We start from the raw sequence: 13,665 nt of genomic DNA on the forward strand, positions 1-13,665 counted from the left end.
GCTAGAATCCACAAAACGTCGAAAAGACGTGTAAGTCTTTGAGCGGTTCCGCTCACCCTCCTCCCAGATTTCATTTCGTCGCACCTTCTCCTGCGGGTTCTCCGTATGCATTTATCCGAGCTTAAGACTCTGCACGTGTCCCAATTGATCGAGATGGCCAATGGCCTCGAGATCGAAAGCGCGAACCGCCTGCGCAAGCAGGAACTGATGTTCGCCATTCTAAAAAAACGAGCCAAAGCGGGCGACACGATCTTCGGCGACGGCACCCTCGAAGTGCTGCCGGACGGTTTCGGCTTCCTGCGTTCGCCGGAAACCTCCTACCTCGCCAGCACGGATGACATCTACATCAGCCCGTCGCAAATCCGCCGCTTCAATCTGCATACGGGCGACACGATCGAAGGCGAAGTGCGCACGCCGAAGGACGGCGAGCGCTATTTCGCGCTGGTGAAGGTGGACAAGGTCAACGGCCAGCCGCCGGAGGCCTCGAAGCACAAGATCATGTTCGAAAACCTGACGCCGCTGCACCCGAACAAGGTGCTGCTGCTCGAACGTGAAATGCGCGGCGAAGAGAACGTGACGGGCCGCATCATCGACATGATCGCGCCGATCGGCAAAGGCCAGCGCGGCCTGCTCGTCGCGTCGCCGAAATCGGGCAAGACCGTGATGCTTCAGCACATCGCGCACGCGATCAAGCAGAACCACCCCGATGTCGTGCTGTTCGTGCTGCTGATCGACGAGCGCCCGGAAGAAGTGACGGAAATGCAGCGTTCGGTGGCCGGCGAAGTGATCGCCTCCACGTTCGACGAACCCGCCGCGCGTCACGTGCAGGTCGCCGAAATGGTGATCGAGAAGGCCAAGCGCCTCGTCGAAATGAAGAACGACGTCGTGATTCTGCTCGACTCGATCACGCGTCTCGCGCGCGCTTACAACACGGTGGTGCCGGCCTCGGGCAAGGTGCTGACGGGCGGTGTCGACGCGAACGCGCTGCAGCGCCCGAAGCGTTTCTTCGGCGCGGCGCGCAACATCGAGGAAGGCGGATCGCTGACCATCATCGGCACCGCGCTGATCGAAACCGGCAGCCGTATGGACGACGTGATCTACGAAGAGTTCAAGGGCACCGGCAACATGGAAGTGCACCTCGAGCGTCGTCTCGCCGAGAAGCGCGTCTACCCGTCGATCAATCTGAACAAGTCCGGCACGCGCCGCGAAGAGCTGCTGATCAAGCCCGAAGTGCTGCAGAAGATCTGGGTGCTGCGCAAGTTCATTCACGACATGGACGAAGTCGAGTCGATGGAATTCCTGCTCGACAAGATCCGCCAGACGAAGAGCAATTCCGAGTTCTTCGACATGATGCGTCGAGGTGGCGGCAGCTAACGCCCCACCTTCGTGCTGGCTGAATTAGCCGGCAACTGCACGCATGAAAAGCCGCTCGCAATTTGCGAGCGGTTTTTTTTCGCCCGTCGTCAGCCCATGCAATGCGTGCCTCCTCAACGTGTACGTGAACGTACACGTTGCAGTACAATGCCGACTCACTGCCCTCCCCGTCACCACCATGTCGAAGGACTCCCCCGCGCTATTGACCGTGCGCGACGCCGCCGAACGTCTCGGCGTCACGCCGCGCACGCTGAAGTACTACGAGGAACGCGGCCTCGTATCACCGACTCGCAGCGAAGGCCGCTATCGCATCTACGACGAGGAGGACCTGAAGCGCTTCGCGCGCATTTTGCGTTTGCGCTCGCTCGGTTTCTCGCTGCACAGCATCACTGAGATGCTGAAGCGGCCGCTCGAACCGGTCGAAGGCGGTCATCGCTTCTCGATGGAATCGCTGCAGCAGATTCGCGATGCGATCGCCCAGCAGGTCGAAGCACTCGACGCCCGTATCGAAGCGGTGCGCCGCGAACTGAAGGAAGCCCAGGCCCTGCGCGCCGAGTTGGCCCCCGATCTCGACTATCTCGAGCGGCGCCTCGCCGGCGAAAACGCCGATCAACTGCTCGAACGGCGTCGTCACGCGCAGGCCAAAGCGGCCGGGGCGATTGGAAAGCCCGGAACGGCGCCCGCCAAACGTAAGGGCAAATCGCGCACCGGCACACCGCCCAGGTCGTCATGAGCCTCACCTCGTCCCGCGCCGCGTGGTTCGGCGTCGACAAGTTGCGCGACGACTTTTTCCCGTGGGTGCTCGCGGTCGTCACCGGTCTCGACTATTTCGACAACGCGGTCTTCTCGTTTTTCGCCAGCTATATCGCCGGTGGCATCAATGCGTCGCCGGATGAACTCGTGTGGGCGTCAAGCGCCTACGCAGTCGCCGCGGTGCTCGGCATCCTGCAGCAGGAATGGTGGGTCGAGCGCTTCGGCTACCGGCGCTACGTGGCCGGCTGCATGCTGCTCTATTCGGCGGGCGCGGCCGCCACGGCGCTCAGCGAATCGTCGATCGAGCTCGCGTTCGCGCGCGGCTTTCAGGGCTACTTCATCGGCCCGATGATGGGCACCTGCCGCATCCTGATCCAGATGAGCTTCACGCCGCAGCAGCGGCCCGGCGCCACGCGCGCGTTTCTGCTGCTGATCGTGCTCGCGAGCGCGCTTGCGCCGCTCGTCGGCGGACAACTGGTCGCGCATTTCGACTGGCGCGCGCTGTTCGCGTGCACGGTGCCGGCCGGCGTGCTGTTCGCCGTGCTCGCGCTGCTCGCGCTGCCCGACGCGGGCAACCGCCTGCCCGAGGAACGCGGCTCCGCCCATTTCTGGCCGTATCTGATCTTCGCGTTCGCGCAGGGCGCGCTGCAGATCGTGATGCAGCAGGTGCGCTTCCAGCTGTTCAGCACGTCGCCGGCGCTGATCCTGCTGACGGTCGCTGGCGTCACCGCGCTCGGCTGGTTCGTGTATCACCAGTGGCATCACCCGGCGCCGCTCGTGCGCCTGCATGCGTTACGCGAAAAGGTCTTTCAGGTCGGCATCGTGCTGTACATGTTCTATTACTACATGTCGACGGTGTTCAGTTACCTGATCTCGCGCTTTCTCGAAGGCGGCCTCGGCTATCCGGTCGAGAACACCGGGCAGCTCGTCGGCGTCACGTCGCTGATTTCGGCGAGCGCGCTGTTCGTTTATCTACGTTATGCGAAGCTGCTGCCGCGCAAGAAGTGGATCATCGTGCCGGGCTTCGCCGTGGCCGCGTTCGCCGCCGCATGGATGACGCGCATGTCGCCCGAGGTCGGCGAGGCGGCGCTCGTCGTGCCGCTGCTGCTGCGCGGCCTGCTGTTGCTGTTCATCGTGCTGCCGGTCGCGAATCTGACGTTCCGCATCTTCGCGATCGAGGAGTTCACGCACGGCTACCGGTTGAAAAACATCGTGCGGCAATTGACGATCTCCTTCGCGACCGCCTCGGCAATCATCATCGAGCAGCATCGGCTCGCACTGCATCAAAGTCGCCTCGCGGAGTCCGTGAATCCGTACAATCCGGTCTACCAGAATACGCTCGCGACACTGACTCGCGGCTTCGCCGCCACCGGCCATGCGGCGAGCGAGGCGCATGCGCTCGCGATCGCGTCGATCGGCCGGTCGGTCGCGCAGCAGGCCAGTTTCCTCGCGTCGCTCGACGGTTTCTATTTTCTGATCGGCGTCGCGATATGCGGCGGCCTGTTCGCCGCGTGGCAAAAACAGATCGACTGAAGGTGGGCTCAAGCATGCTGTCGAAACTCACGAACTGGCTGGGCACGCGGCGTCGCGAGCGCGCGCTGCGCGACTATGCGATCGACGATTCCTTGTGGCAGGCGACGCTCGCCGGCCTGCCCTTTCTCGCGCATCTGACCGCGCCCGATCTCGCGCGGCTACGCGAGCTGACGAGCCTGTTCATCGCGCAGAAGGAGTTCTCGACCGCGCATGAGCTCGAGCTGACCGATGCGATGACGGTCGGCATCGCCGCGCAGGCGTGCCTGCCGGTGCTGAATTTGAGCCTCGATCTGTATCGCGGCTGGGTCGGAGTGATCGTCTATCCGGGCGAATTCGTGATCCGCAAGACCGTCGAGGACGAAGACGGCGTCGTGCACGAGGTCGAACACGACGCCAGCGGCGAGGCGTGGGAAGGCGGCCCAGTGGTGTTGTCATGGGAAGACGCGCAGCTGACCGACGGCAGCGACGCATACAACGTCGTGATTCACGAGTTCGCGCACAAGATCGACATGCTGAACGGCGAAGCGGACGGCCACCCGCCGCTGATGCGTCGCTGGCACGCCCCGCTCGACACGCAGGCATGGGCCGACATATTCGACCACGCGTACGATCACTTCTGCGCGAATGTCGACGCGGTGCCCGAACGCCGCTGGGCGCGCTTCGAGCGCGAATCGCTGATCGATCCTTATGCCGCGGACCATCCGTCGGAATTCTTTGCCGTGTGCAGCGAGGCGCTGTTCGTGCAGCCGCAGGCTTTCGAGGCGGAGTATCCGGAGCTCTACAGGCTGCTCGCGCGCTACTACCGGCAGGATCCGGCGCGCGTGGGATTGACGTTCACATCCATTTGAAACGCCGCGAACGGGCGACGCTTGCGCCGCAATAGAATCCGCTGGCAGAAAAATCGCCAAGCGACTGATTTTCTGGCATAATCGCGGTTTTTCGACCGTAGGCAAGTGGCTCGCGCCTGAAGGCAGTCCAATTTTAGACTGCACGCGGGTTGGCTACCGCCAGATTAAAGGAAAGACCATGAAAGAAGGCATTCACCCGGATTACCGCGAAGTCCTGTTCATCGACATGTCGAACGACTTCAGGTTCGTGACGCGCTCGACCATCCAGACGCGCGAAACCGCGGAATTCAACGGCAAGACCTACCCGCTCGCCAAGATCGAAGTGTCGTCGGAATCGCATCCGTTCTACACCGGCCAGCAAAAGATCATGGACACGGCCGGCCGCGTCGAGAAGTTCAACAAGAAGTTCGGCGCACGCGCTTCGGGCAAGGCAACGAAGTAATACCGCAACGGTGCCGGCTTCCGGCCGGCAACGGAGCAAACAGAAAGGGCAGCGCGAGCTGCCCTTTTTTGTCGCCTGTGCGTGTGCGGCCGCTGGCTCGCACGCCGCGCTTTCGCGCCATCGTGTTACTGCATCTCCATTGACGTTGCCGGGCGTTACCGGCCGTGACGTGCATCGCACGGCACGACTACAATGCCGGATGCTCGAAACTGGCCCTGCCGCCCTGACCCGCCGGCCCGCTCCGGCTGCATCGTTTATCCAGACTCCACACACCGCATGAGACCTGTCGTTCGCCTCACCGCCTCTGCGACCAGTGCGTTGCCGCGCTGGCTGCTGCTGGCCATCTGTATCGTCTACGCCTCGTTCGGCCTGTTCGGCCGCGATCCGTGGAAGAACGAGGACGCAGCCGGCTTCGGTGTCATGTGGACGATGGCCAACGGCGGCGCGCACGACTGGCTGCTGCCGAATCTCGTCGGCAAATATCTGACCGAGGACGGCCCGCTCGGCTACTGGCTCGGCGCGAGCGCGATCCGTGTCCTTGCGCCATGGGTCGACGCCAGCAACGCTTCGCGCGTATTCACGGGCCTGCTGTTCTGCGCGGGCTGTGCGTTCGTCTGGTACGCGGCATATCTGCTCGGCCGGCGCGCCGAAGTACAACCGTTCAAATATGCGTTCGGCGGCGAGCCGGAACCGCGCGACTATGGCCGCACGCTCGCCGATGGCGCGCTGCTGATCCTGCTCGCGTGCTTCGGCCTCGCCGAGCGCGGCCACGAAACGACGCCGCAGCTCGCGCAGTTCGTCTGCATCGCGATGCTCGTCTACGGCCTCGTGCGGATGATCGACAAGCCGATCCAGGGCGCGCTGATCTGGGGCCTCGCGATCGGTCTCGTCACACTCGCGAGCAGCCCGGTGCTGGTCGGCGCGCTCTTGCTCGGCACGCTCGCGATGACGCTGATCGTGCGCGAAACGCGATCGCGCTGGCTGCTGCTCGCGGGTCTGCCCGTCGCGCTCGTGCTCGCGGTGTCGTGGCCGATCATCGCGCTCGCCGCCTTCCCCGATGACGCCGTCTGGTATCTGAACCAGTGGCTGCACGTGAGCCTGAGCTCGTTCGCGGGCCCGCCAGGCTCGGTCGCCGCGTATGCGCTGAAAAACCTGCCGCTCTTCACCTGGCCCGCCTGGCCGCTCGCGCTGTGGTCGTGGTTCAGCTGGAAGGGTCTGCGGCGCGCGCCGCACGTGGCGATTCCGCTGTCGGTGATCGGGCCGCTGCTCGTGCTCGTCGTGCTGCAAAGCCATCAGTCGAACCGGCTCTACATGCTGCTGCTGCCGCCGCTCGCGGTGCTCGCGACTTTCGCGCTGCCGACGCTCAAGCGCGGCGCGATCAACGCGATCGACTGGTTCGCGCTGCTGAGCTTCACGATCCTCGGCAGCTTCGTGTGGCTCGTGTACGTGGCGGGCCTGACCGGCTTTCCGCATCCGCTCGCGCGCAACCTCGCGCGGCTTGCGCCGGGCTTCGTGCCGCAGTTCAAGATTCTGTCGTTCGTCTGCGCTGTCGCGGTGACCGTGTGCTGGTTTCTGCTGGTGCGCTGGCGCCTCGCCCGTCATCCGAAGGTGTTGTGGCGCAGCGTCGTGCTGTCGAGCGCCGGCACGACGCTGATGTGGGTGCTGCTGATGACGTTGTGGCTGCCGGTCGTCAACTACAGCCGGACCTATCGCGACGTCGCGCAGCAGATCGCCAACCACTTGCCCGATGACTACACGTGCATCTCGCCGGTGCGCCTCGGCAACGCGCAGATCGCGACGTTCGCGTATTTCGGCGACATGAATTTCTCGTTCGACCAGGACTGCGACGTAATCCTGCGTCAGGACTCGCAGGACTACAGCGACCCAAGCGCGATGCCCGACTACATCTGGAAGCTCGTCTGGGAAGGCCGCCGCGCCGCCGACCGCGACGAGCACTTCCGCCTGTACGTGCGCATCGACCGTCCGAAGCCGCCGCCCGGCAAGACCCGCAACTGGCACAAGAAACTCAAGTGACCCTGTTCGCCGACGTACGGAAAATCGCCGCGCTCGCGTGGCCCGTATTGATCGGCCAGCTAGCCATCATCGCGTTCGGCGTGATCGACACGGCGATGGTCGGGCGCTACTCCGCCGTCGATCTGGCCGCGCTAGGCCTCGGCTCGTCGATCTACGTGTCGGTCTATATCGGCCTGACCGGCATCCTGACCGCGCTGCAGCCGATCACCGCGCAACTGTACGGCGCGCGCCGCTACGGCGAGATCGGCGAAGAGGTGCGCCAGTCATGGTGGCTCGCCGCCGCGCTGACGGTGATCGGCTTCCTGATCCTGTTCTTCCCCGGACCGCTGCTGGACGTGTCCCGCGTGCCCGACGCGCTGCACGAGCGCACGCTCGCGTATCTGCGGATTCTCGCGTTCGGGCTGCCTGCCGGCCTCGCGTTTCGGGTCTATAGCTCCGTTGCCAATGCGCTCGGCAAACCGCGGCTCGTGATGTTCCTGCAGATCGCCGCGCTGCTGCTGAAAATTCCGCTCAATACCTGGTTCATTTTCGGCGGCCTCGGTATGCCCGCGCTGGGCGGTCCGGGCTGCGCGCTCGCGAGCACGCTGCTCAACTGGGCACTCGCGGTGCTTGGCATGCTGCTGCTCGCGCGCGTCGACGATTTCAAGGCACTCGGTATCTTCAGGCACTTCTGCTGGCCGGTCTGGAAGCGCCAGGCGGCGCAACTGCGGCTTGGCATTCCGATGGGGCTGTCGTATCTGATCGAGGTCACGTCGTACACGTTCATGGCGCTTTTCATCGCGCGCTTCGGCACCACGACGCTTGCCGGGCATCAGATCGCCGGCAACATCGGCGCGGTGTTGTATATGACGCCGCTGTCGATCGGCATCGCGTCGTCGACGCTGGTCGCGCAGGCGCTCGGCGCACATCGGCCGCAGGCGGCGCGCACGCTGTCGCGTCACGGCATCGCGATGGCGGTGGCGATCGCGTGCTGCTATGCCGTGCTCGTGCTCGCGCTGCGGTCGTACATCGTCGACGGCTATACGACGAACGCGCAGGTCGCGGCGAAGGCGTTGCCGCTGGTGCTGATCGTCGCCTGCTACCACCTGTTCGATGCGTTGCAGATCTCCACCGCGTTCGTGCTGCGCGCCTACAAGGTCGCGGTCGTGCCGACCGTCATCTATGCAGTGGCGCTGTGGGGCGTCGGGCTCGGCGGCGGCTATGCGCTCGGCTTCGATACGACCGGCCTCACGCCGCCATGGCTGACGGGTGCGCGCGGGTTCTGGGTCGCGAACACCGTGAGTCTCGCGATTGCCGGGGTCGGCTTGCTCGTGTATTGGCGAATCGTGAGCCAGCGCTATTTGCGCGACGCTGTGGCGGTGCGGGTCGATACGCCTGTTTGAGGAGATGGCGGATCGCAACGGTCACGGGCAGAACGAATTGGACGGTTAGTTGCGTTCAAGCAGGGGCGAGAGACGACCTGCGCCGCATCCGCCTATCCTCTGCCCGCCCAGTTGAGTCCGCTCACGCCGTGCAGGCGGCCTCCGCCTCCCGATCCTTGACCTCGAAAACGTCCCGCGCCGTGAATAACGCATTGAGCGCGGCCGGAAATCCCGCATAAAGCGCCATCTGCATGAACACCTCGACGATCTGCTCGCGCGTGCAGCCGACGTTCAGCGCCGCCTCGATATGCACCTTCAACTGCGGCTGCGCGCAGCCGAGGGTCGCGAGCGACGCGATCGTCGCAATCTCACGCGTGCGCAGATCCAGCTGCGGCCGGCTGTAGATGTCGCCGAAGCCGAATTCGATCAGCAGGCGCCCGAATTCCGGCGCGACCGGCGCGAGCGCGGCGATTACCTGCTCGCCCGCCGAGCCGTCGATTTCCCTGAGCTTGTCCCAGCCGCGCGCGTAGCGGTCGTTGTGTGCGTAGTCCATTGCAAGTCCTTATTGGCGTGTGAGGACGACGAGGTTTCGTCGTCCTGTCGTGCCGGCTCGGGCTCAAGCGCGCCGCTCGTGGCCGCCTCGTAGTACGCGATCTTGTCGTCGATCGCGCCGAGGCTGCTCTGAAGGTCGGCGATCCGCGCGAGCAGCGCGGTCCGATGCGCAACCAGCAGGTCGCGGCGCGCACCCATGGTCGGATGGCCTTGCGCGCGCAACGCGGCGATCTGCTGCATGCCGGAGATCGACATGCCCGTTGCCTTCAGACGCATCACGAAGCGCAACCAGTCGAGGTCGGCCGGCGAGTACAGCCGGTGCCCCGCCTGCGTGCGCCCGACTGGCCGGATCAGGCCGGCCTGTTCGTAATAGCGCAGCGTATGCGTGGACACGCCGATCGTTTCGGCGACCTGACCGATGGTGAGCGCGGTTGAGTGTTTCGACATGACGGACTCAGGTTAGGACTTCGAGTGCACTCTAAGTCAAGCGTCGGACGCTGTCATTCGTCTGCGTTGCCCGCTTTTATCGCAGACGATTTATCGCGACCGATATCGACCGATATGACCGATAAATTCACCGGCATTGCATGCCGCTAAAAGTTTTAAATATTGTCCGACCTGATTTACTTGTCATCAATCGATCGGTATAAATCGTCCGCTATCTCAAATCGGGCCTGCGATTTGTCCTATGCTTAAACGCAGCGCCCGCAGACAGGATGCGTCGTCCGTTCCCGGCTAACTTTTTGCCCTCAATGGAGTGCTTGCCATGCTGAAGAAGCTTTTCATGCTTTGCGTCGCTGTGGTTCTGTCGCTGTCGGCCGGCTTTGCCGCGGCCGTGGAAGTGAATACCGCCGATCAGGCCGCGCTCGAATCGGTCAAGGGCATCGGCCCCGTACATGCGAAAGCGATCCTCGACGAACGCGCCAAAAACGGCCCGTTCAAGAACGCCGACGATCTCGCCGCGCGCGTGAAAGGCCTCGGCCAGAAATCGGTCGAGAACCTCGAGGCGGCCGGGCTGACGGTCAACGGCTCGTCGGCGCCGCCGACCGGCGCGAAGACGTCGACCAAATCGGCCGGCACGGCGGCCACGAAGACGGCACCCGCGGCTGCCGCGGCAACCACCACGGCCGCGCCCGCGCCGGCTGCGACTACCGCGCCGGCCGCGGCTGCCCCCGCCTCGGCTGAGAAGCCGTCGAAGTCGAAGAAGAAGGGCAAGGCCGCCGCATCCGACGCGGCAGCCGCTTCGGCGCCGGCCGCCGCGGCAGCTAGCGCACCGGCCGACGCGTCCGGCACCAAGGCTTCGAAGAAGAAAGCGAAGAACAGCAAGGCGGCATCCGCCGCGGCTGCGTCCGGCGCCTGATGCCGGCGGGGCTGCCGCCGTTGCGTTTCACCGCGACGCGCAACCGCGCGTCGTCGTCACCCGCCCGGCCGTCATGCACGCGCCGGCATTCAAGAGAGACCGTCATGAGCCTACTCGACACTATCGGTTCCCTGCTTGGCAAATCGCCAGAAGGCGGCGGCCAGCAAGCGCTGATCTCAGCCGCGCTCGAATTCGTCAACAACCAGCCTGGCGGCCTGAACGGCCTGATCCAGCGGTTTCAGGAGAAGGGCCTCGGCGACGTCGTGTCGTCGTGGGTCGGCAACGGCGAAAACCAGCCGATAGCACCCGACGCTCTGCACAACGTGCTCGGCTCGGAAGCCGTCAGCGGTCTCGCCGCCAAGGCCGGCGTGGAGCCGGATCAGGTAACGGGTCTGCTGTCGCAGATCCTGCCGCACGTTGTCAACGCGGCCACCCCGGAAGGCGAAGTACCGGCCGATGGCAAGCTGAACGCGACCACGGTGCTCGGCGCGCTCGGCGGCCTGTCGGCGCTGCTCGGCAACAAGGGCAACGCTTAAGCACGCTGCGCGCGATCCGCCGACGGCCGCTCAGGCTGCCGCTCGACGCCGACACCCACGCCCGGTTTGAAATCGGCGCACAAAATAAAACCGGCAACGAAGTCACCTTCGTTGCCGGTTTCTTAACGCGGGCGGGACCGACTTACTGCCGCCGCCCCGTCGCCTCAGCAGGCCATCGCGTTCAGTGCACGACGCGCTCGAACAGCAGCTTGCCGTCCTCCACTTCGACCGGAATCACATCCTTCGGACCGAACTTGCCGGCCAGAATCAGCTTCGCGATCGGATTCTCGATCTCCTGCTGGATCGCGCGCTTCAGCGGCCGCGCACCGAACAGCGGATCGTAGCCGACCTTGCCGATGTGCTCGAGCGCCGCGTCCGACACCACCAGTTGCATGTCGAGCTTCGCGAGCCGCTCTTGCAGACGCTGCAACTGGATCCGCGCGATCGACTGGATATTCGAGCGATCGAGCGCATGGAACACGACGACGTCGTCGATCCGGTTCAGGAACTCGGGCCGGAAGTGCAGCTTCACCTCTTCCCACACCGCGTCCTTCACCGCGTCCTGCGACTCGCCGACCATCGCCTGGATCACCTGCGAACCGAGGTTCGAGGTCATCACGATCACCGTGTTCTTGAAGTCGACGGTGCGGCCCTGGCCGTCGGTCATGCGGCCGTCGTCGAGCACCTGCAGCAGCACGTTGAACACGTCCGGATGCGCCTTCTCGATCTCGTCGAGCAGGATCACGCTATACGGTTTGCGGCGCACGGCCTCGGTCAGATAACCGCCCTCCTCGTAGCCGACGTATCCCGGCGGTGCGCCAATCAGACGCGCGACGCTGTGCTTCTCCATGAACTCGCTCATGTCGATACGGATGAGATGCTCTTCCGAGTCGAACAGGAACGACGCCAACGCTTTGCACAGCTCGGTCTTGCCGACGCCGGTCGGCCCGAGGAACAGGAACGAGCCGTACGGACGGTTCGGATCCGACAGACCCGCGCGCGAGCGGCGGATCGCATCGGCAACCGCGTTGATCGCCTCGTCCTGGCCGACCACGCGCTCATGCAGCTTCGTCTCGATCTGCAGCAGCTTTTCGCGCTCGCCCTGCATCATGCGCGACACCGGAATACCGGTGGAACGCGACACGACCTCGGCGATTTCTTCGGCACCGACCTGTGTGCGCAACAGACGCGGACGCTTCGGACTGTTCTGCTCCTCCGCTTCGGCGCGCGTGACTTCCTTCAGTTGCGCTTCGAGACCCGGCAGCTTGCCGTACTGCAATTCGGCGACCTTCTCGAGCTTGCCTTCACGTTGCAGACGCACGATTTCCGCGCGCGTCTTCTCGATCTCTTCCTTCAGCTGCGCACTGCCTTGCACCGCCGCTTTTTCCGCGGTCCAGATTTCCTCGAGGTCCGAATATTCGCGGTTCAGGCGCTCGATTTCCTCTTCGATCAGCTGCAGACGCTTCTGCGACGCTTCGTCCTTCTCTTTCTTCACCGCTTCGCGTTCGATCTTCAGCTGGATCAGACGACGGTCGAGCCGATCCATCTCCTCCGGCTTCGAGTCGATTTCCATCTTGATCTTCGACGCGGCTTCGTCGATCAGATCGATTGCCTTGTCCGGCAGGAAGCGGTCCGTGATGTAGCGATGCGACAGCTCCGCCGCCGCGACGATCGCCGGGTCGGTGATGTCGACGCCGTGGTGCAGTTCATAGCGCTCCTGCAGACCGCGCAGGATCGCGATGGTCGCCTCGACCGACGGTTCGTCCACCAGCACTTTCTGGAAGCGGCGCTCGAGCGCGGCATCCTTCTCGATGTACTTGCGGTATTCGTCGAGCGTGGTCGCGCCGACGCAATGCAGCTCGCCGCGCGACAGCGCCGGCTTCAGCATGTTGCCCGCGTCCATCGCGCCTTCGGCCTTGCCGGCACCGACCATCGTGTGAATCTCGTCGATGAAGACGATGGTTTGCCCTTCGTCCTTCGCGATGTCGTTGAGCACGGCCTTCAGGCGCTCCTCGAACTCGCCGCGATACTTGGCGCCCGCGAGCAGCGCCGCCATGTCGAGCGACAGCACGCGCTTGTTCTTCAGCGTTTCCGGCACCTCGCCGTTGACGATGCGCTGCGCGAGCCCTTCGACGATCGCGGTCTTGCCGACGCCCGGCTCGCCGATCAGCACCGGATTGTTCTTGGTGCGGCGCTGCAGGATCTGGATGGAACGGCGGATTTCATCGTCGCGGCCGATCACGGGATCGAGCTTGCCGGAGCGGGCGCGCTCGGTCAGGTCGATCGTGTATTTCTTCAGCGCCTCGCGCTGGCTTTCGGCGTCCTGGCTATGCACCTGCGAGCCGCCGCGCACTGCGGCGATCGCGGTTTCGAGCGCCTTGCGCGACAAGCCGTGCTCGCGCGCGAGACGGCCGGCCTCGCCCTTGTCGTCGGCGACCGCGAGCAGGAACATCTCGCTCGCGATGAACGTGTCGTTGAGCTTCTGCGCTTCCTTGTCAGCCTGGTTCAACAGACCGGTCAATTCGCGCCCGATCTGCACGTTGCCGTCGGTGCCCTGCACTTGCGGCAACCGCGTGACCGCGTCGTTCAGTGCGTTTTGCAGCGGCTGCACATGCACGCCGGCGCGCGACAGCAGCGAGCGAGCGGAACCGTCCTGCTGTGCGACGAGTGCCGCAAGCAGGTGGACCGGTTCGATGTACTGATTGTCGTGGCCAACCGCCAGACTCTGGGCGTCGGCGAGCGCTTCCTGGAATTTAGTGGTGAGTTTGTCGATTCTCATCAAGAGACCTCCAATTTCGATTACCACCAAAATGAGGCGTTTTATTGGGGTTTCAAGCGCTTTTTTGGCCTCGGTCGCAACCATTTAACATTT

At 64.2% G+C, this 13,665-nt stretch carries 12 protein-coding genes; 9 read left to right on the plus strand and 3 right to left on the minus strand.

Features of this window, described 5'->3' with window-relative positions:
• Positions 1 to 105: 105 nt before the first annotated feature.
• The 7 genes from rho to EVC45_RS07395 all read left to right on the plus strand — a co-directional run bounded on the left by rho (position 106) and on the right by EVC45_RS07395 (position 8,366).
• Positions 106 to 1,374 carry a transcription termination factor Rho gene (rho, locus tag EVC45_RS07365; protein WP_008921615.1) on the plus strand — a complete coding sequence of 423 codons (1,269 nt, stop codon included), beginning with the start codon at positions 106 to 108 and terminating at the stop codon, positions 1,372 to 1,374.
• 178 nt (positions 1,375 to 1,552) lie between these two features.
• Positions 1,553 to 2,107, plus strand: a complete 555-nt coding sequence (locus EVC45_RS07370; RefSeq protein WP_129957360.1) for a MerR family transcriptional regulator — start codon at positions 1,553 to 1,555, stop codon at positions 2,105 to 2,107.
• A complete protein-coding gene (locus EVC45_RS07375; RefSeq protein ID WP_129957361.1) occupies positions 2,104 to 3,660 on the plus strand; it encodes an MFS transporter in 1,557 nt (518 codons plus the stop codon). Before EVC45_RS07370 ends, EVC45_RS07375 begins: the two co-directional genes overlap by 4 nt.
• Before the next feature lie 14 nt (positions 3,661 to 3,674).
• Positions 3,675 to 4,508, plus strand: coding sequence for a zinc-dependent peptidase (locus EVC45_RS07380; RefSeq protein ID WP_129957362.1), 834 nt, complete (start codon positions 3,675 to 3,677; stop codon positions 4,506 to 4,508).
• Positions 4,509 to 4,686: 178 nt separating this feature from the next.
• Positions 4,687 to 4,950 (plus strand): type B 50S ribosomal protein L31, encoded by a 264-nt coding sequence (locus EVC45_RS07385; protein ID WP_129957363.1) that lies wholly within the window; start codon positions 4,687 to 4,689, stop codon positions 4,948 to 4,950.
• 276 nt (positions 4,951 to 5,226) lie between these two features.
• On the plus strand, positions 5,227 to 6,984 hold the full coding sequence (locus tag EVC45_RS07390; protein ID WP_129957364.1) for a glycosyltransferase family 39 protein: 1,758 nt from the start codon (positions 5,227 to 5,229) through the stop codon (positions 6,982 to 6,984).
• Between the two features lie 2 nt (positions 6,985 to 6,986).
• Positions 6,987 to 8,366, plus strand: coding sequence for an MATE family efflux transporter (locus EVC45_RS07395; RefSeq protein WP_129957522.1), 1,380 nt, complete (start codon positions 6,987 to 6,989; stop codon positions 8,364 to 8,366).
• Positions 8,367 to 8,487: 121 nt separating this feature from the next.
• Here EVC45_RS07395 and EVC45_RS07400 read toward each other — a convergent pair whose 3' ends face one another.
• Positions 8,488 to 8,898, minus strand: coding sequence for a carboxymuconolactone decarboxylase family protein (locus EVC45_RS07400; RefSeq protein WP_129957365.1), 411 nt, complete (start codon positions 8,896 to 8,898; stop codon positions 8,488 to 8,490).
• A complete protein-coding gene (locus EVC45_RS07405) occupies positions 8,817 to 9,344 on the minus strand; it encodes a MerR family transcriptional regulator (RefSeq protein WP_129957366.1) in 528 nt (175 codons plus the stop codon). Before EVC45_RS07405 ends, EVC45_RS07400 begins: the two co-directional genes overlap by 82 nt.
• Before the next feature lie 319 nt (positions 9,345 to 9,663).
• Between EVC45_RS07405 and EVC45_RS07410 the strand changes: the two genes are divergently transcribed.
• Positions 9,664 to 10,257, plus strand: a complete 594-nt coding sequence (locus EVC45_RS07410) for a helix-hairpin-helix domain-containing protein (protein ID WP_129957367.1) — start codon at positions 9,664 to 9,666, stop codon at positions 10,255 to 10,257.
• On the plus strand, positions 10,257 to 10,793 hold the full coding sequence (locus EVC45_RS07415; protein ID WP_373682999.1) for a YidB family protein: 537 nt from the start codon (positions 10,257 to 10,259) through the stop codon (positions 10,791 to 10,793). The genes EVC45_RS07410 and EVC45_RS07415 overlap by 1 nt, the downstream gene beginning before the upstream one ends.
• 181 nt (positions 10,794 to 10,974) lie before the next feature.
• Here EVC45_RS07415 and clpB read toward each other — a convergent pair whose 3' ends face one another.
• Positions 10,975 to 13,572 (minus strand): ATP-dependent chaperone ClpB, encoded by a 2,598-nt coding sequence (gene clpB, locus EVC45_RS07420; protein ID WP_129957369.1) that lies wholly within the window; start codon positions 13,570 to 13,572, stop codon positions 10,975 to 10,977.
• Positions 13,573 to 13,665 lie beyond the last annotated feature (93 nt).

It is taken from the genome of Paraburkholderia sp. UYCP14C, from assembly GCF_004197395.1.
GTDB lineage: Bacteria > Pseudomonadota > Gammaproteobacteria > Burkholderiales > Burkholderiaceae > Paraburkholderia.

What these genes read in the sequence shown, in the direction of transcription:
- EVC45_RS07385 (WP_129957363.1), top strand. Translation starts at nt 4,687, where the DNA reads ATGAAAGAAGGCATTCACCCGGATTACCGCGAAGTCCTGTTCATCGAC.
- EVC45_RS07405 (WP_129957366.1), bottom strand. Translation starts at nt 9,344, where the DNA reads ATGTCGAAACACTCAACCGCGCTCACCATCGGTCAGGTCGCCGAAACG.
- EVC45_RS07415 (WP_373682999.1), top strand. Translation starts at nt 10,257, where the DNA reads ATGCCGGCGGGGCTGCCGCCGTTGCGTTTCACCGCGACGCGCAACCGC.
- EVC45_RS07375 (WP_129957361.1), top strand. Translation starts at nt 2,104, where the DNA reads ATGAGCCTCACCTCGTCCCGCGCCGCGTGGTTCGGCGTCGACAAGTTG.
- EVC45_RS07410 (WP_129957367.1), top strand. Translation starts at nt 9,664, where the DNA reads ATGCTGAAGAAGCTTTTCATGCTTTGCGTCGCTGTGGTTCTGTCGCTG.
- EVC45_RS07370 (WP_129957360.1), top strand. Translation starts at nt 1,553, where the DNA reads ATGTCGAAGGACTCCCCCGCGCTATTGACCGTGCGCGACGCCGCCGAA.
- EVC45_RS07400 (WP_129957365.1), bottom strand. Translation starts at nt 8,898, where the DNA reads ATGGACTACGCACACAACGACCGCTACGCGCGCGGCTGGGACAAGCTC.
- clpB (WP_129957369.1), bottom strand. Translation starts at nt 13,572, where the DNA reads ATGAGAATCGACAAACTCACCACTAAATTCCAGGAAGCGCTCGCCGAC.
- rho (WP_008921615.1), top strand. Translation starts at nt 106, where the DNA reads ATGCATTTATCCGAGCTTAAGACTCTGCACGTGTCCCAATTGATCGAG.
- EVC45_RS07380 (WP_129957362.1), top strand. Translation starts at nt 3,675, where the DNA reads ATGCTGTCGAAACTCACGAACTGGCTGGGCACGCGGCGTCGCGAGCGC.
- EVC45_RS07390 (WP_129957364.1), top strand. Translation starts at nt 5,227, where the DNA reads ATGAGACCTGTCGTTCGCCTCACCGCCTCTGCGACCAGTGCGTTGCCG.